We start from the raw sequence: 18346 nt of genomic DNA on the forward strand, positions 1-18346 counted from the left end.
GGTCGCGCACCAGCATCAGCTGGTCGCGGCCCCGGTCGAACAGGCCGAAAGCGAATTCGCCGCGTAACCGTGACAGCATGCCCTCCATGCCATAAGTTCGATACAGGTGCAACGCGAGCTCGGAATCGCTCTTGCTCCTAAAGCGCGAGCCGCGTGAGGTCAGGTCGGCGCGGATGCGCTTGTAGTCGTAGAACTCGCCGTTGTGCGTCATCAGCACGTCGCCGTCTGCGGACAAAAACGGCTGACGACCGCGGTTCTGATCCAGATCGATAATGGACAGCCGCGCGTGACTGAAGCCCACGCCGCGCCCTTCCAGCGTTTCGTAGCCGAAACCGTCCGGACCGCGATGACGAATAATGGCGGCCATCGCCACTAGGATCTCCGGGTCCACTGGCCGTTTCGGGTCGGCGTGGATGTAACCTGCGATTCCGCACATTAGTTCTGATTCCTCAAACAAGTGTCCGCGAAGGACGCAGAGAACGCGAAGATAGGTTAATCTCAAAAAGTTAATCGGGTAAATTGAGGCTCCTAGCACTGAACTCACCGCGGCCGGTGGATGCGCCCTAGAAATGGGGCTTTACCCACCCTGCGCCAACTTGCATGACCTTTCGTTGCGTCTTTCGCGCCCTTCGCGGACGATTAATCCTTTCGCTGTACCGGCGTGTCGATGACCTGATGGATGCGCTGCACGATGCTGGTCAACAGCGCCATGCGCAGGAACACGGCGCCGCGCGCCTGCGCGAAATACCAGTTGTGCGGCGTATCGTCCAGTTCGGTTGAGAGCTCGTCGCCGCGCGCGAGCGGGTGCAGAATAATCGCCTCGGATTTCAGCGGCGAGGTGGGCGAGAGTCGCAGGTCGCTGCCCATCCGCTCGAAACTGTCGCCCACCCAGGCGATGGAATTGATATACACCACGTCCAGCGCCGGCAGCTCGCGGTCGAGATCGGAGGCCACGCGAATCTTGAGCCCGGCCGCATCCAGTTCCTCGCGCTGCCCGTCATCGAATGCGTTGTCGCTGTCGTAGATGATCACCAGTTCCTCGAAGGCGCCGGGAAACAGGCTTAGCAGCAGCACCAGGCTACGCACGGTGCGCATGCGCGCCGGCACGCCGATGATGCCGATGCGCACGCGGCGCGCGGGCGCGACGTTTTCATCCATCAATTCCGGCCGCCACTTGAATATGGTGAAAAGATCGGACAGTGCCTGCGTCGGATGTTCGTCGATACCGTTGCCGCCGTTGATGATGGGGATGCGCAAGCCTGGCAACATCTCGTAGACGGCCTTTTCGCTGGAGTCGCGCAGCACCACCACGTCGCCGTAGTTGTTGAACATCTCGGCTACGTCCTTGAGCGATTCGCCCTTCGCAATGCCGGTGCTGCCGGCGCTTAGAATGGACATCACGTCACCGCCCAGCCGGTGCCAGGCGCTCTCGAACGACAGCCGCGTGCGCGTGCTCGGTTCGTAAAACGCGTTAATCATGATCTTGCCGTTGAGCGGCAACTGCATCAGGTGCGGCGTGACTTCGAAAAACGCTGCCAGCCGGCACAGCTGCAATACCTTGTCCCGATCGAACTGTCGCGCGGAGACGATGCAGCGATTGGCCAGATCGATCAGCGGCGCCGGATCTCCGGCGATCCGATTCAGCAGATTTTGCGGATGCTCCAGCCCGGCGCGCCAGTCGTGCGGCTGCACCGGTTCCCGTAACAAGGGATGCGGGGGTTTCACCAGAGTTCTCCGTTTTTCCAGTCCTGGTAGAAAAAATAGAGCAGTACGACTGGCGCGGTCATGGTGATTGCCAGCGCCGCTATGACCATCACCGACAAAAACTCGGTCGAGGCGATCACGCCGATTCTCCGTGATTGGGAGCAGCTTCGTTGAGCCGAGCCCAATTGAATCGATGCGGTTTAAGCCAGGTTGTTGTCAGCACAATCATCATCGATACGCTTGCTCCAACCAGCGCCGCCACATACCAGCCGATAATGAAATAACCAGTAAGCCCGGCCGCGCTGCCGACGATCATTGCGACTGTAGCGCCCGTGGCATTGGCGCCGCGCCAGTAAAGACCCGCGGCGATCGGCCAGATGGTGCTCGCTACAAACGCGCCCGCGAAGTTCAGCACTTGCGCTAGATTGGAGATACGCGGCGCACACAGGGCCCAGGTGAGTACACCCAGGCCCAGAATCACCAGACTGGTCACTCGGCGCAGATGTGGCGCGGAGGCATCTGGACGCAAATGGCGATGATAGATATCTTCGGTAACTAGCGTGCTCGTGGCGTGTACGAGAGAGTCCATGCTGGAGCATAAAGCCGCGAACACCACGACCAATACAAGGATCGCGCCAGTAACCCCCAGGATCTCGGCCGATATTAACGGTCCGATCATGTCCGCCGAAGGGACATTGAGATTCAAGGCGGGCGCTGCTAGCCCGATGAATCCGGCCACGATAGGGGTCGGTGCCCAGATCAGGCCCGCGATGAGAAATGCCTTGAAACCCACGCCCTCGCGAAAGGCGAATGACCGGCTCCACCACACGTTGGAGTGAAATATCTCGCCCATGCCGAACAACAGGTTGTTGAACAGAAACATAATGGCCGCGGGCATCAACAGGTCGAGCAGGCGTGGCCGCTCACGAGCGACGGCCGTGTGAATATCGTGAAAGCCTATAATATCAATGGCTAATACCGCGGTTACCGCTAGCCCAACCAGGATCAGCATCGCCTGGATATAGTCCGTGCCCACATCCGCGCGAAAGCCTCCCAGGAACGTGTAACTGACCGCGAGCCACAGCACGACCGACATGCCGTAGATGTAGGGAATGCCGGTCAGCGCGTTAATCAGGATGCCTCCGGCCATGCCCATGCTCACCAGCCATCCGAAGCAAAAAAATAGCGAGATGACGAGGAACACTCGCCACGCCGTGTTGCCGTATCGCAGCCGCATGAAGTCGCCGGCAGTATAGCCCGTGGGCATGAGTTTGCGGATGCGTGTCGCCATGGGCGCGAATAGAAGCAATCCAACGGCGCCCAGACTGTAGCCGAGCACACCCCAAAGCCCCATCGTATAGACGAGCTGCGGGGCCAGCAAAGTCGTATTGCTGGTCACCCAGTTGGCCATGACGGTGGCGGTGCCCAGACCAAGGCCCAGCTTGCGGCCGGCCAGCACGTACTCGTCCAGTTCTTTGTCCTGATGCCCCCAGTACCAGCCGAGCGCCACCCACAGCGCGCTGAAGGCGCCCAGAATAAGCCAGCCGACCATCGGGTCCAGCACGGCGCTCTCGGCCGCGTTCATGTCGTCACCACGCGAACGATCTCCTTGATGGCTTCATCCGTGCTTAGCACGCGTGCGAAACGGTCTTTCATGGTAGTGATAGTGGCCTGCTGCAGCTCGGGGGTCACAGTCGCGCAGCAGTCCTCCACCAAGGTCGTGTAAAACCCTAAGTCGCAGGCGTCCCGGATGGCGGTGGACACGCACTCGTTGGTGTACACGCCGGCCACGAACAGGCTGGCGATGTTCAGATTGCGCAACACGTATTCCAGATTGGTGGAGTTGAACACGCCGCTGGCGGTTTTATTGATAACAATTTCGTCCCCCTGCGGCGCGACTTCGGGAATAAACTCGGCTTCCTTGGAGTCGGGTGCCGCGTGCAGTCCCAGACGCTTGTGGCCGAACCCGCGGTCGCGCCCGTCGCGGGTGAGCGACTGGATGCGGGTGTGTATGACTTCCAGTCCATGCCTGCGGAATGCGTCCTGCAGACGCCGCACATTCGGCAACGCGAGTTTCTTCAGGCGGCTGAAGTAATACTCTTGCGCCGCCGGTGTAAGGCTGGGCGGCTGCCCATCGGCGAAGACGCCATAGCCCGGCGCGGCGTCCAGATACTGCAAATCGATCACCAGCAGCGCCGTGCGATGGTCGCGCAGCGACTTGACGACCTCCAACGGCTCGGTGATGGATTCTCGATATGTGTCCCGCAGCGGGTCGAGATTCTCGACGTTTTTTTTCGTCGGTGTTCCAACATGAACAGCCCTTGATTCTCAGTTGGCCAGCCTGCAAAGCGTGTTCAACAGCACGTTCGCGCCGATCTCGATATCTTCCCAGGCCGTCCATTCCGCCGCGGAGTGGCTGCGACCTTCCTTGCTGGGCACGAAAATCATGCCGGCGCGCGTGAGCCCCGCCATCATCTGCGTGTCGTGCGCGGCGCCGCTGGGCATGCGCATCGCTTTTACGCCGGCGGCGCGCGCGACTTCGTGGATGATATGCACCACGCCGGAGTCGCACTTGACCGGCGTGATCTCGCTGACGACGTCGAACTTGAACATCAGGTCGCGTCGCTGAGCGATTGTCGTCAGGGTACGGCGGAAAGCGTGGGCCAGATCATCCAGGGTGGTCTGGTCCGTGTCGCGGCATTCGAACGAGAATTCAACTTTTCCCGGCACCACATTGGCCGCGCCGGGAAAACACTCGACCCGGCCGATCGTGGCGGTGCTGCGTTGGCCGCCGTTTTCTTCCAGAATACGCGGGATCTCGCCGGAGAACTCGGCCAGCCCCTGCAGCGCATCGCGGCGCAAGTCCATGGGCGTGGTGCCAGCGTGATCGGCGCGTCCGCTCAAGGTCACATTCCACCGGAACAGGCCGGTGATGGCCTCAACCACACCGACGCTGATGCCCTGTCTATCCAGTACCGGACCCTGCTCAATGTGCAGTTCCACGAACGCATGAACACTGTTGGGTCTGCGATTGGCGCGCAGCATCTGCGAGGCGTCCAGCCCGCGTTCGCGCATCGCCGCGTCCAGGGTCACGCCGTCGAGATCCCTGGCGGCGTGAATGCTTTCCGGCGTCAGCCGGCCGCAAAGCGCCTGCGAACCGAGCATGCCGCCGAAGCGCCCTTCCTCGTCGGTGAAGGCCACGGCCTCCAGCGGATAACTAACGGTGAGCTTCTGCTCCTTGATCGAGCGCAGGCATTCCAGACCGGCCAGCACGCCCAGCGCGCCATCCAGATGACCGCCGCCCGGCACGGTGTCCAGATGAGATCCGGTCATCACGCCGGGACGCTCGCCGTCCCATTCGTAACGCGCGTGAATATTGGCCGCGCCATCTATGTGCAGATCGAGTCCCGCGGCCTTGATCCGCGCTTCAAGCCACGCGCGCGCCGCCCAGTCGCCTTCGCTGAACGCCATGCGGTAAAGACCCAGATCCGCATGCCGGCCGATGGCCGCCAATGTTTCCACGTCGTGACGCAGACGCTCGAAGTCGATACGCGCCTGCATCAGGCATCCCGTGTCCGGGCCGCGCCGATCAGGATCACCGACGCGGTGGCGGCGAACACCAGCAAGCCGGCGGCGAAGAATCCGAACGCGCGCGGCAAAGGATGATGATTGATATCGACGGCCACAGGTTTGCTCCAGACGCCGGCCTGGCTCGTATCGCGCAGCCGGTAAAAATACCTGCCCTCTTCCTTGCCGCTCATGACCCGCGCGGTGTCTGGGCCCCGGTAAATCGTGACCGCCTTGCGAAAGCCGCGACTGGCGGACTCCTGCAGTTCGAAGCGCGCATCGGACGCACCGTGCCAGCTCAACGTAAAAAAGCCGGCGGTGGCGACCTGTGTGTCGGTGCTGAGCGTGGGTGGCTTAGCGGTTTCGCGGTCCGGGACGGCGCGTACTGGCTGCGGACAGACTTGCGCGAACATCAAGGCGCACATCAGCATCGCTGAACCGAGACGCGCACGCGCGTAGCACCTTCGCGTACCGGCGCCGCTGATCGTCAACTGTTCCACCACCATTTTTCTTAAACGTTAGAATTCGGAGTGAAGTCGCACATCGAACGTCACCGCCTCCGCCTAGCCTGTGGCGGCAGAGATTTCGCGGTGGTTTACAAGCAAAAAATGTGCAATCGCTGGTATCAGGATGACGGCGCCATGAGCCAGTCGCGCCAGCTCCGGAACAGCGCTTCGCCGCTCGCCGCGATCACTGAACGGGACTCCAGGCTTGACTTGAACACCGGCTCGCCCGCCAGGGTGCAGCTGAAGCCGCCGGCCTCGGTGAGAATGAGGCTGCCGGCCGCAAAGTCCCACAGCTTCTGTCCGCCGTGCAAATAGACGTGGCCGCGTCCGGCCGCGACCCACGCCCATTCCAGCGCGGAGGAGCCGAAGTTACGCTGCGAGGCATAAGGTGGATCGCTTATCAGTCTGCGTGCAAGGCCCGCGGGCAGGCGCTTGAAATCGACCATGCCGACGGTTCGTGCGAGTGACGGGTTTGGCGGCGGCGAAGACAGACGGCGCCCGTTGAGCCTCGCGCCAGCGCCCTTGTCGGCACGAAAACATTCCCGGCGCGTGGGATCGTAGATGATGCCCATCACGGGCTCACCATGCGCCAATAACGCCAGGGAGATTCCAAAACAGGGCAGTCCGGTGGCGAAGTTGCTGGTGCCGTCCAGGGGATCGAGACACCATAACGGTTGCTCGGAATCGGTGAGCAACTTGGCCTGTTGCACCGACGGCATCTCTTCGCTCAAAAATGCGATCTCCGGCCAGCTCTTTTCAAGCTCGTCGCGCAGCCGCTGCTGGATGGCGAGATCGGCCTCGGTAAGAACGCTGCCGTCCGCCTTGATATGGTGATCTACCTGCTCGAAGCGGGGCAAAAGCTCCTCATCGCCGGCGCGCATGACCAGACATTGCACTTCTGCGGACTGCGGTGACATGATTGGTGGGTTAGTGATTTGCAAGACGCGACGAGGGAATTCTACGATGCGGTGGCGGCGCACGGTGCTGGGAAGGTCGCAAGTATACCGCTTCCGGCCCGCGGACCCAAAGGCAGTTTGCGCGCATGTTCCGGCAGAGCCTCAGGCGTGGGCGAACACGGAAAGTCGTGTGGTCCGCGAAATTCCTGACCTGCATACGATCGCGGCGGGGTCTGCGCGTTGCGCGACACTCTGGTAATGTGCCCGAACATGCGCCAACGTAAATCTGCAGACGGTGTTCTGAATTATGTGGCGTTGCCAGTCATCGAGCCCTGCATGATAGAAAACTTATGAGTAGCGCGCACCATTCCGGCATAAAGACCGAGGGGCGCCTCGACGGTATTGCGGCTCACGCTGCGCTCGACCGACGCTCGATGCTGGATGGCGTTAGTCGCCGCCTTGCGCCCCTTGTAGCCCACACGCTGAATGTAACGTACTGGAAGCAGGTGTTGCTGCTGGGATTAAGTTACTGGCTGGGCGGCGAGCTCGGCACGCTGGTCGGCAGTGGCTACGGCGGCATTTCCCCGTTGTGGCCGCCGGCGGGTATCGCGCTGTTCGCGTTTCTGGTGGCGGGGCGGCGGTTGTGGCCCGGTATCGTGCTTGGCTCATTGCTGCTGGGATTCACCGGCAGGGCCGCGTGGGGAGTCAGTCTGGTTACCGGGATCGGACATTTGTTCGAGGCCATGCTCGGCGTTTATCTGCTGCGGCTGCCACGCATCGATTTCAAGTTTGGCATGCAGCGCGTCACGGACGTGCTGTTGCTGACCGGACTCGCTGTGGGCGCGGCGCTCATAGCCTCCATGTGCGGCGCGTTCGCCATGGCTATTGCGGAGCTGGCGCCGTGGAGTGACGTGCGCATGATCTGGTTGACCTGGTGGCTGGGTGATGCTGTTGGCATTATCGTTGTTACGCCCTTGCTGCTGGTGTGGCGGCCCAAGCGCCAGGTCAAGTTCGGCGCCCGTCAACTCACCGAACTTGGGGCACTGCTCGGCGCGGTAATGATCACGGGCTGGCTCAATTTTTATCTGATCGACGAGCATCAGCTCAATATCCCGTTGATGCTTTATCTCATGCTGCCGTTCACTATTCTGACAGCTGCGCGCTTCAGGCAGCATGGCGCGACCCTGGTGTCGATGCTGGTGTGCGTGGTGATGCTTTGGGGAACCCGCCATGGTTACGGCGCCTTTGAGCCGTATGCCGGCCTCGACCGGCTGCTGCTCAGTATCTTCTACATCGCGATGACCGCATTCACGGCGCTGAGTGTTGCGGCGTTATTCGCCGAGCGCCTGCACACGGAAAAGGCGCTGTTCGCCAGCCGCGAGCAATATCGCACCCTGGTCGGCACCATGAACCAGGGGCTCGGGGTGCAGGACAAACACGGCTTGGTGACCTACGTCAATGATCGCTTCTGCGAAATCGTAGGCTACGGACGCGAGGAAATCGTCGGTAAGCCGGTGACCGCGCATATTGGCGACATCAACCAGGCTTTATGGCTGGAATTGATCAGCGCCCGCCGTTTCGGCAAGACCGAGCCTTATGAACTCGAGGTCAGACGCAAGGATGGTCGCCGGGTTTACTTGCAGGCGTCGCCGCAGTTGATCTTCGACGAGGATGGCGCGCCTGCCGGTAGCTTCGCCGTGTATACCGACATCACTCAGCGCAAGCGCATCGAGACCACGTTGAGCGGCCGGCGCGAAGTGCTGGAGCGGCTGGCTACCGGCGCACCACTGGCCGAGGTGCTGGCTACTCTGGCGGAAACGGCCGAGGACGCGCGATCGGACATGCGTTGCTCGGTCATGATTGTGGAAGCCGGGCGGCTGCGGATCGGCGCCGCGCCGAGCCTGCCTGATTTTTACGTGGACGCCCTGCATGATATCGATATTGGCGGTGGTAGAGGCGCGGACGCCACCGCTGCGCGTACGGGAATGCGCATGATCGTCGACGATGTGCTGACGCACCCGTACTGGTACGCATACCGCGGGCTCGCGCGCCGCGCCGGCGTGCGGTCGTGCTGGAGCGAGCCGATTGTGTCGTCGCGCGGCGAGATTCTCGGCGCGTTCACCATGTATCATGCGGATGCCCGCCGCCCGGAGCAGTCGGACCTCCAGTTCCTGGCGGCGACCGCGCGGGTCGCCGCGGTAGCGATCGAACAGCGGCGCAAGGAAGAGGCGCTAAAACAGAGCGAAGAACGTTTTCGGCAACTGGCCGAACACATCCGCGACGTATTCTGGATGACCGACGCCGACGGCACCTGGCGATATATCAGCCCCGCGTACGCGCGCGTATGGGGGCGCTCGCTGCAGAGTCTTTACGATGACCCCGACAGCTGGATTGAGGCAATCCATCCCGATGATCGCAATAGTATCGGGCATAGGTTTTTTGCCAGGGTGCCGCAAAGCGATTCCGTTCAGGAGTACCGCGTGGTGCTGCCGGACGGCTCGATCCGCTGGATCCGCGATCGGGCGTTCGCCATTCGCAACGAAGCCGGTGAGCTTTACCGCGTGGCGGGCGTCGCCGAGGACGTTACCGAGGACAAGCTCGCGACGCAGCAGGCCCGCGAGCATCAGGACGAAATCGCGCACATGGCGCGCCTGAGTTCGGTCGGCGAGATGGCGTCCAGCCTCGCGCATGAACTGAACCAGCCGCTGGGCGCGGTAGCCAACTACTGCAAGGCCGGCCTGCGGCTGTTGCGCAGCGGTGCGAGCGAAACGCAGCGCATCGGCGAGGCACTGGAGAAAGCCTCCGCTCAGGCGCAGCGCGCCGGCGACATTATTCATCATATTCGGGATTTTGTACGCAAGGACCCGCGCCGCAGGGCGTGTATCCAGCTCAACGACGTGGTGCGCGAAGCGGTGCGGCTGACCGAAGCGGATATTCGCAAGAAACGCTGTGTGGTGCGGCTTAGACTGCTCGAGCCACTGCCGCCGGTTATAGGTGATCGAATCCAGCTCGAGCAGGTGATCCTGAACCTGGTGCGAAATGGTACCGAGGCGATGATGGACGTTAATGCTCACTTGCGCGAACTGGTGGTATGTTCCCGCCTCGTTGATGAGCGCACGGTGCGCGTGTCGGTGCAGGACAGCGGCGCGGGGCTGGACGACGAAACCTTAAGGCGCATATTCGATCCTTTCTACACCACCAAGAATGACGGCATGGGCATGGGGTTGCCTATCAGCCGCTCGATTATCGAGGCGCATGCCGGACACCTTTGGGCGGAACAACGGCTGCCGCCGGCAAGCGGCGCGATCTTTCACTTCAGCTTGCCGATAAGCCGGGAATGCGCGACATGATGCGTTCCGAGGTCTCGGCGCCGCCACCGCGACACGCTGTCCGATGAGCGGGTCGGCTGCATTCAGTACGCCACCGACTGTTTTTATTGTCGATGACGATCCAGCCATGCTGGATTCCGTCAGGCTGCTGCTCGAATCCGCGGGGTTGTCTACGGAGTGTCATTCCAGCGCGCGCAGCTTTCTCGACACCTACAGGACGCACCGGCCCGGCTGTCTGATCCTGGATGTGCGCATGCCAGAAATGAGTGGACTGGAGTTGCAGGAATTGCTCGCGGTAAGAAGCGTGAACATACCGATGATCTTCATCACCGGCCATGGCGACGTGCCGATGTCAGTCAAGGCGATGAAGTCGGGCGCGCTGGATTTTCTGGAAAAACCTTTCGATGACGAAACCCTGGTGTTTTGCGTACGGCAGGCGCTGGAGCAGGACGCGCACGCCCGCGAGGTGGAGGCGCAGAATTCTTCGGTGGCGGTGCGCTTCTCGCGCCTGACAGAACGTGAACAGGAGGTGATGAGCCTGGTTGTCACCGGCCGGTCGAACAAGGAAATAGCCTTGAAGCTGCATTGCAGTCATCGCACGGTCGAGGTGCATCGCTCCCGCCTGATGGCCAAGATGGAGGCGCACACACTGCCCGAACTGGTGTCGATGGCCGCGGTCTGCGGGCTGGATACGAATCAGATTTCGACCTGATCGCAAGGTGGCCAAGGGCCTCGTGGGCTCTGGACACAGCGTCCCTGCCTGATGTCGGAACTACCCCGTTTGAAATACGGGTTGCCACGTACGTAGTCGCACGGATTAAATTGGCGCGCGGGAAGAATTACCTTACAGACTTCGAATGTACGACTGAATGCGTGGCACAAACAGCGTATTCACGTTCTCTCGAACACTCCACAAATTCCTTACAGTATACCTTCGGGAGGCAGTATGAGTTCAGGCGTTAACGCTCAGATTGAAGAGATGGCCAATGCGTGGACGCGTTGCCAGGGGCAGTGGTGGGATAGCATGTTCGGTATCAGTAGCGGGCAGTTCGGATTGCCCTGGGAAAATGTATTTAGCCGGCAGCTGGAAATGAGTGAAGACACGGTTAACTGCGTGTTGCAGCAGCAATCCGATTGCATCCACATGGTGTTGAAAAATTCGCGCCCGGGCGACGGCGCGCCCAAGGTCGCCAGCGAATGGAGCGAGCAGCTCGAAAATGCAGTGCAGCACTGGATCGATGCGCAGCAGCAGGCGTGGAGCAGCTGGTTTAGGGCGGTGAAGCAAATGGATCCCTATCGGGCGCACGGCCATTCGAAGCGAAAGCCCGCGAGCCACGCCGACAAAGTCTTTGAAGCGTGGCAGGAGGCGACACAGACGACCTTGCGGGCGCAGGCCGACTGGATGTCCAGCGTGGCCCCGGCCGGCGGGCATGCGAGCGAGCAAGTCGCGCAAGCAGCAAAATCCGCAGGCAACGGCGCGCAGCGACTCGGTACGCAGAGCGCCAAGAAGGCGAACTCGGGCGCAACAGCATCGAAGGGCGCTGACTCCAGACGCACCGCCTGATCGTCACCAGGAGTGCTGGCACCGCGACCCTCAAGCGGCGGTCCAGCACGTAGGCGTGCGGCGCCGGCTGTAGAGGCGCGGGCACGCAGACTTTATCGCACGGGGCTTAAGCCACGCCCTGGGTCACGCCATCGTAACGAGACCGCTTGTTTGCCAGCGCTGGCGGGCTCATGATCGTGTCACCTCTTTTTGATACGTTGGCTGGGGTGCTCGGGACGTCATCCCAAATGATATTGCACCGCATTACGGGTAAGTACGTACGTAGCCGTACGAATAGAGAATGCGCGCTAAGTGCTTTATAAGTATATAAGACTCTCTGCCACACGGATGTGTGTTGTTCATGTCCCAGAGAGGCCATTCACACGTACAGCGGGAAATCGCTATGGACCCAATGACCAATACCGCCAGTTTACGCGCTGCATTCGATTCGTTGGCACCATGTAACCCTGCTGTCCAGGGTATGCCGGAATCGAGTGAGGAAGCCAAGATTCTGACCGACGTGGCTGGCCGGATAGAGTATATGAATCTTGCCGCCGAACAACTTTTAGGTGTTCGTTTCGAACAGACGCGCGGCCGCCCACTTAATACGCGTGGCTTGCCTTATACCGAGTTTTTCAATCTGATCGACGAGTTGAGCCACGACTCGCTCAATAAGCTGATCAGCGAGTGCATTGCGGGTGACGAGCCAATCTCGCTGGGCAACAAGGTCGCGCTCGTGAATGGCGACGGCGAACAGGTGCCAATCGGTGGATCGATTTCGCCAATGCGCGTCGAGGGCTTCGGCACAGTAGGTACGATAATGGCGTTTCGGGACGCAACTGCCACACGGCTTATGGTGGGCCGGATTTTCGATGGAGACGCCAATCTAAGCGCACGTTGATACGCGCTGGACCAGCAAGGAGCATCATGTTTTTGCACACTCTGTTTGATGTAATTCACACTATCTGGAATAGCCTGTACGTCATGCCCGCCAGCCAAAATGGCGGCGCGAAGCCAATGCAACAGAAGAGCGAAAGTAGCAAACACCGCGCTTCGCGCGCTTCGCGCGACGCGGAGGAGGTCGCCGCCGGTTACGGCGGGTCGAGCAGTGAGCACCAGAAGCTGCAGGCGGAAGATGACTGTGTCGTTTTGTTATGTCGTGATTAACCGCAATCATCCTCCGATGCAGTCGCATCGTCATTTCCATAACTAATTATATGCACAAGCTTTCCGCGCAGCCGGTGTATGGATGTGGTTAACGACGCCACTGTGCGCTACGCGCGGCGCGCCCTCTTTGATTGACGATTATTCTTCCTACTAGTTTCAGGAGCAAGCGTGATGGCGTCCGTGCGCAACCGCCTGGCCGCGCAAAGCGCAGCGAGAGTGAGATCCGGTTCTCATGGCCCGGTGTTTCGCCGGGTTTCCTGGCGTACTGAGCTTGCCGCATTGCTGGTGCTGGACCCCTCGGGTCGCATCCGATACCTGAACCAGGCCGCGCGGGAAGTATTCGGTGTCAGCCTGGAGGAGGTGCGCGGGTCCAACTGGACAAACTGTATCAATGTCGTCGATCGCGCAACCCGCCTGCCGATTGAGTATCCATTAAAGTCAAGCGCCAATTCCAATATGTCCGCAGGAATGGCGTTTAGCGCGGTGCTTGTCACCACGCCTGGGCCTGAGGTTCCGGTTGAAGTGCATGTTGAACCATTTCCGGCTCGGGATAACGCTACTAGCGTCAGTGGTGCGGTAATGACTTTTTACGGTCGTACTGGCAGCGTCCCACAGGAGTTATAGCGCAATCGCGGTACCGCTTGAGGAGCTGGCGCGCCCCGCTTAATTCCTTTACGACTTTAGTACGCGCCGTAATGCAAGTACAGGCACTAACTCGGCCTCAAACACCCCACCCTCCAACCACAAACGCTCTTCGAAACTTCTTCCGGCTCGTGGGCTCACGCGTAGCGCTATTCCCGCAAACGCCTGCCTGATTTAGTATAAAGTAACGCTTCGACTGCCGCGGTACGGTCATCCGCGGCGCTGATGCCGTGACCCGAGTTCTGCCGAAGTGCGCATTATCATCATCTCCCTTGCCGTCAGCATGACCGTCGCCTGCTCGCCTTTGCGGTTATTGAATCTCACGGTGCCCCGTTCCGGGTATGCGCTGTCTCCCGATCTTGCTTATGGTGAGCGGCCGCGGCAACGGCTGGATGTGTATGCGCCGGTCGGGCAACACGCGCCGTTGCCGACGATTGTGTTTTTCTACGGCGGTCGCTGGTCTGATGGCGACAAGGCGGATTATCGGTTTGTCGGTCAGGCGCTCGCGGCCAAAGACATGGTTGCAGTCGTTGCGGATTATCGTCTCTATCCGCGGGTAAGATTTCCGGCGTTTCTTGAGGATGGCGCCATGGCCGTGCGCTGGGTGCGCGATCATATCCAGATCTACGGCGCCGATCCGGACAATATCTTTCTCATGGGGCACTCGGCCGGCGCGCATATCGCGGCCATGCTGGCGCTGGATGAGCGTTATCTTGCCGCTGAAGGATTATCGCCAACAGCGCTGCGCGGCATGATTGGTTTGTCCGGCCCCTATGATTTTCTGCCCTTCACGTCGGCGGACGTGCGCGAGATTTTTGCGCCGGCCGAGGACGCGCGCCAGACCCAGCCCATTTATTTCGTGGACGGCGATGAAGCCCCGCTCCTGCTGCTCACCGGCGGCGAAGATACAACGGTAAAGCCGGCGAACTCGATTAACCTTGCCGCGCGCGTAAAGGCCGCCGGCGGCCAGGCGAGACTGATCGAATACCCCGATCGCGGTCACGCAGGCATGCTGCTCGCGCTGGCCGCGCCGTTACGCAAGCTTGATCCCGTGCTGGACGACAGCGCGGATTTCGTGCAGCAGCTCTCGGCGTCCGATCGATCCGATGTATCGCTAATGCCGCGTTAGGCAGCAGCGCGTGTTTTGCAATGCAATACAGCACGCGCGCGTTTGGCGAGCTGCGCCACTCGTATTATCATCCGGAACGTTATCATGTCCGCGCCACCCCTCGTTCCGCACCGCCACCAGTAACGGAGACCTCATGGCTTCATCGACTACCCACAATAACCGGATACAAAGTGCCCGCATCAAGGGCCCCACTGCCGAATTCGCGGTATTTTGCGATTCCGAGCGCGCCCACCGGCGCAACACCGACCCGAACTTCGACCCCGCCCTTTACGACGAAGCCGTAGCACTTGTCCTGGACAGGCTCGCTGCAACCACGAGGGATACGCCGCAATGATCATCAATGCCATACGGGCGGAAAATGTTCTCAAATACGCGCACCTGGAGATCAACCGATTGCCCGGCAAGGGTTTGATCGCAGTCAGTGGACGCAACGAATCAGGCAAAAGCACGATCGGCGAAACCATCTGTTTCGCGCTGTTCGGCCGGACGTTCTCGCTGTCGCCGGATGAGCTAATCAAGATAATTCACTGGGGCGAAACGCGCTGCCTGGTGGCGATTGACTTCACCACCGGCGACGGCCACGACTATCGCGTGGAGCGCTCGCTGGATGATGCGGGCAATCAGGGCGCGCGTCTGCTCGGAGCGGACAAGGAGACCCCGCGCGCGCAGGGCGCCGAGGCGGTCACGGCGGAGGTCGTGCGGTTAACCGGCTTTGGCTATAACGAATTCATCGAATCGTTTTATCTCGCGCAACGTGAAATCACCGCGCCCCACGGCCACAGCGCCGCGGTGAAGGCCATGGCCGGCCTCACCCCGCTGGAACAGGTGCAGGCGCAGTTGCGCGAGGAAATCAAGAGCCTGACTGACAACATGATCAGCGCCGAGCGTGACATGGCGGACATGAACGATCGGCTCGTGGCGCTCAATTTGCGGCCGGATAACCTCAAGTCGCTGTGGGCCGAACTGTCGGCGAGCGGCACTGAACGCCGGGAAAAGTCCACACGTGCGAGAACCCTACGGCATGTCGGCGAGCAGTGCCGCGAGTGCGTGGAAGCAGTCAAAGCTGACGCCGCCCCCATTCTCAAGGCGAGCAACAATACGTCTTATCAGGGCTGGACTGCGCACGCCGATCGACTGGAAGCGTCCATCGAGAGTCTGGATTCTCGCTGTGCGCAGCGTCAGGGCGCTTCAGGCGCGGCCGATTCAACCGCCACCTTGAAAGATTTTGTTCAGCACCTGCAACGCCAGCTCAAGCGCTTCGCCCAGCTGCGAGACAGCACCGGGAACTATCGCGCGCATCTGACAACCCAGCTTGGCGATGAAGGCGCCGGGCAGTCCGGCAGCCAAGCGGATTCGTTACCGGCAAAAAAGGCCGAGGTTAATCGCAAGGCTGACGCGGCGGCTGGCAGCCGCAAGACCGCGCGAATTTTCACAGGCGTATTTCTGATCCTTGGCGCCGTGCTGTGGGCGCTTTGGGTGTTGCTGTTTCAAATGCCCGGTTCGCCTGCTGGCGCGCCGGTGGTCGGCTGGTTCGACACCAATATGCCCGGCTGGAGCAATTACAATGTCGGGTTGCTGTGGCTGGCGATTGGCGCCACCGTCCTGGTCGTGCTCATGCTGATCCGCGGCATGGTGATGAGCGCGCGCATCAACGCGCTCCACAACGAGTCAGACGGTCTGGATCGGCGCATGGAGGCAACGCGCGAGGAAGCCGCCGCGCTGGATCGCCTGGACACTATGCCTTTGCCCGACGCGGTCGAGGCCGTGAGAAACGTGAGTGACGAAAGTATCGCCGCGCAGGCGACCGACTACGGCAACGATTCGTCTACCATGTTGCTGGACCACGATTCGCTGAACGATTATCGCCGGCTGTTAACGTCGCTGATCGATCGTGCGGAAACCGAAATCGAAGCAACGCGCGCCGACATCGCCAACGAAGTCTCCGCTCTGAATCACGACGTTCGGACGCTGGACGGAAGCGTGACCCGTATGCGCGAGGCGATACCCGACGAGCAGGCGCGGCGTCGCAAGGCCGCGCACCTGCGCTCGCTGATGACCGGGCTGCAGGGCAGGATCGAGGACACTCGGCGCAGAATCGAACTGCGCAACATCGCGCGCGACCTGCTGGAAGATGGTTGTCGGCATGTCTCGCGACGTTTCAACCACGAGATCCGCAACCTGGTCGGCACCACTTTGCCGTTGCTGACCGCCGATCGTTACGAGCATCTGCAGATCGACGAGGCGCTGCGCGTGCGCGTATTCTCGGGCCAGAAGCACGACTTTCTCAATCTCGACGAGATTTCCAGCGGCACGCAGCGTCAGATCATGCTTGCCGTACGGCTGGCGCTTTCACAGAAGCTTGTGCACACAGCCATCGACGGCGCGCAGTTCATGTTTCTGGATGAACCATTCGCGTTCTTCGATCAGCAGCGCATGCGTGATTCGCTCAAGGTTCTCCCAACGTTGAGTAAGGATGTCACGCAAGTCTGGGTAATCGCGCAGGAGTTCCCCGAAGACGCGAACTTCGATCTGCACATCCGTTGCGAGCATGCGCTCACGGATATGAGGATCGACGCGGCCTGACCGGCGCGGCGGCGATTGCGTATCGACGGGCCGCTCGATACGCGGTCGCTTGCACGCCGCCGACAATTGCGGTTATCTGAGCTTGAAGGGCGGCAGTTTCTTCTCCACCCGCCGGTTATCAAGCCGTACGTATTGCGGCAAACCGTCTTTGAACGGCGGATAGTCTTCGCCCGCGATCAGCGGTTGCAGATACGCGCGACATGAGGGTGTGATGCCGAAGCCGTCCTTGCGGATAAAGCTTTTCGGCAGCATCTTCTCCTTGTTCGCCACCTTCGACAATTGCGTGTGGCCGATGCGCCAGCGGTAGGGCTTGCTGGACTTGCGCTCGATCGTCGGCATCACCGCGTTCTCGCCCGCCAGCGCCAGTTTCACCGCCGCCACGCCCAGCGCGTAAGCCTGATCGACGTCGGTCTTGGACGCGATATGGCGCGCGGCACGCTGCAGATAATCGGCCACCGCCCAGTGATATTTATAGCCGAGATGCTGTTTGATAAGCGCGGAGATCACCGGCGCCACGCCGCCCAGTTGTGCGTGACCGAACGCGTCTTTGGTGCCGGCCTCGGCCAGAAACTGCCCCGCCTCGTTGCGCACGCCCTCGGAGACGACCACGGCGCAATAACCGTAACGCTCCACGGCGTCCTTCACTTTCTGCAAGAATTTTCTCTCGTCAAATTTAACCTCCGGAAACAGAATAAGATGCGGCGCGTCGCCTTTCTGTTCCGCCGCCAGACCGCCGGCCGCGGCGATCCAGCCCGCGTGACGGCCCATCACCTCCATGACGAACACCTTGGTCGATGTTCTGGCCATCGACGCGACGTCGAAACCGGCCTCGCGAATGGACACCGCGACGTATTTGGCGACCGAGCCGAAACCCGGACAGTTATCGGTGACCGGCAGATCGTTATCGACGGTCTTGGGAATGTGTATGGCCTGTATGGGATAGTCCAGCTTCCTGCCAAGCTGCGAGACCTTGAGGCAGGTGTCGGCGGAATCGCCGCCGCCGTTGTAAAAGAAATAGCCGATATCGTGCGCCTTGAAGACCTCGATCAAACGTTCGTATTCCGCGCGGTTTTCATCCAGCCCCTTGAGTTTGTAGCGCGCTGAGCCAAATGCGCCGGCCGGCGTGTGTCGCAGCGCGGCAATGGCTTTTTTTGATTCCCGGCTGGTGTCGATCAGGTCTTCGGTGAGCGCGCCGATAATGCCGTCGCGCCCGGCGTACACCTTGCCGATTCGATCCTTGTGCTGGCGCGCGGTCTCGATCAATCCACAGGCCGACGCAT

The 18346-nt window shown here is 60.8% G+C and carries 17 protein-coding genes; 9 read left to right on the forward strand and 8 right to left on the reverse strand.

Features of this window, described 5'->3' with window-relative positions; translation table 11 throughout:
• The 7 genes from H0V34_07360 to H0V34_07390 form a co-directional block, all read right to left on the reverse strand.
• Nucleotides 1–436, reverse strand: a 436-nt coding sequence (locus H0V34_07360) for an asparagine synthetase B (protein MBA2491518.1), incomplete at its 3' end; no start/stop codon positions are given.
• Nucleotides 437–639: 203 nt separating this feature from the next.
• Complete coding sequence (locus H0V34_07365; protein ID MBA2491519.1) at nucleotides 640–1728, reverse strand: aspartate carbamoyltransferase; 1089 nt, start codon at nucleotides 1726–1728, stop codon at nucleotides 640–642.
• A gap of 112 nt (nucleotides 1729–1840) precedes the next feature.
• A complete protein-coding gene (locus tag H0V34_07370; protein MBA2491520.1) occupies nucleotides 1841–3289 on the reverse strand; it encodes a sodium:solute symporter family protein in 1449 nt (482 codons plus the stop codon).
• Complete coding sequence (locus tag H0V34_07375) at nucleotides 3286–3972, reverse strand: cysteine hydrolase (GenBank protein ID MBA2491521.1); 687 nt, start codon at nucleotides 3970–3972, stop codon at nucleotides 3286–3288. Before H0V34_07375 ends, H0V34_07370 begins: the two co-directional genes overlap by 4 nt.
• A 60-nt stretch (nucleotides 3973–4032) precedes the next feature.
• A complete protein-coding gene (locus H0V34_07380) occupies nucleotides 4033–5268 on the reverse strand; it encodes a Zn-dependent hydrolase (GenBank protein MBA2491522.1) in 1236 nt (411 codons plus the stop codon).
• Nucleotides 5265–5777, reverse strand: a complete 513-nt coding sequence (locus H0V34_07385; protein MBA2491523.1) for a hypothetical protein — start codon at nucleotides 5775–5777, stop codon at nucleotides 5265–5267. The genes H0V34_07380 and H0V34_07385 overlap by 4 nt, the downstream gene beginning before the upstream one ends.
• A 119-nt stretch (nucleotides 5778–5896) precedes the next feature.
• Nucleotides 5897–6694 carry an inositol monophosphatase gene (locus H0V34_07390; protein ID MBA2491524.1) on the reverse strand — a complete coding sequence of 266 codons (798 nt, stop codon included), beginning with the start codon at nucleotides 6692–6694 and terminating at the stop codon, nucleotides 5897–5899.
• 329 nt (nucleotides 6695–7023) lie between these two features.
• On the opposite strand from H0V34_07390, the gene H0V34_07395 reads away from it, so the two are divergent.
• The 9 genes from H0V34_07395 to H0V34_07435 all read left to right on the forward strand — a co-directional run bounded on the left by H0V34_07395 (nucleotide 7024) and on the right by H0V34_07435 (nucleotide 17066).
• Nucleotides 7024–10023 (forward strand): PAS domain S-box protein, encoded by a 3000-nt coding sequence (locus H0V34_07395; GenBank protein MBA2491525.1) that lies wholly within the window; start codon nucleotides 7024–7026, stop codon nucleotides 10021–10023.
• A 43-nt stretch (nucleotides 10024–10066) separates the two neighbouring features.
• Nucleotides 10067–10714, forward strand: coding sequence for a response regulator transcription factor (locus tag H0V34_07400; GenBank protein MBA2491526.1), 648 nt, complete (start codon nucleotides 10067–10069; stop codon nucleotides 10712–10714).
• A gap of 234 nt (nucleotides 10715–10948) precedes the next feature.
• Complete coding sequence (locus tag H0V34_07405; protein MBA2491527.1) at nucleotides 10949–11566, forward strand: hypothetical protein; 618 nt, start codon at nucleotides 10949–10951, stop codon at nucleotides 11564–11566.
• A gap of 382 nt (nucleotides 11567–11948) precedes the next feature.
• A complete protein-coding gene (locus tag H0V34_07410; GenBank protein ID MBA2491528.1) occupies nucleotides 11949–12446 on the forward strand; it encodes a PAS domain-containing protein in 498 nt (165 codons plus the stop codon).
• A 26-nt stretch (nucleotides 12447–12472) separates the two neighbouring features.
• Nucleotides 12473–12712 (forward strand): hypothetical protein, encoded by a 240-nt coding sequence (locus H0V34_07415; GenBank protein MBA2491529.1) that lies wholly within the window; start codon nucleotides 12473–12475, stop codon nucleotides 12710–12712.
• A 171-nt stretch (nucleotides 12713–12883) separates the two neighbouring features.
• Nucleotides 12884–13336 (forward strand): PAS domain-containing protein, encoded by a 453-nt coding sequence (locus H0V34_07420; protein ID MBA2491530.1) that lies wholly within the window; start codon nucleotides 12884–12886, stop codon nucleotides 13334–13336.
• 301 nt (nucleotides 13337–13637) lie between these two features.
• Entirely contained in the window at nucleotides 13638–14483 is an 846-nt protein-coding gene (locus tag H0V34_07425; protein MBA2491531.1) for an alpha/beta hydrolase, read from the forward strand.
• A 133-nt stretch (nucleotides 14484–14616) separates the two neighbouring features.
• Nucleotides 14617–14817 (forward strand): hypothetical protein, encoded by a 201-nt coding sequence (locus H0V34_07430; GenBank protein MBA2491532.1) that lies wholly within the window; start codon nucleotides 14617–14619, stop codon nucleotides 14815–14817.
• Complete coding sequence (locus H0V34_07435) at nucleotides 14814–17066, forward strand: AAA family ATPase (protein MBA2491533.1); 2253 nt, start codon at nucleotides 14814–14816, stop codon at nucleotides 17064–17066. The genes H0V34_07430 and H0V34_07435 overlap by 4 nt, the downstream gene beginning before the upstream one ends.
• A gap of 72 nt (nucleotides 17067–17138) precedes the next feature.
• Here the strand turns inward: H0V34_07435 and H0V34_07440 are convergent.
• A partial coding sequence (locus H0V34_07440) for a 6-phosphofructokinase (GenBank protein MBA2491534.1) occupies nucleotides 17139–18346 on the reverse strand: 1208 nt, incomplete at its 5' end.

This window comes from Gammaproteobacteria bacterium (assembly GCA_013696315.1).
GTDB lineage: Bacteria > Pseudomonadota > Gammaproteobacteria > JACCYU01 > JACCYU01 > JACCYU01.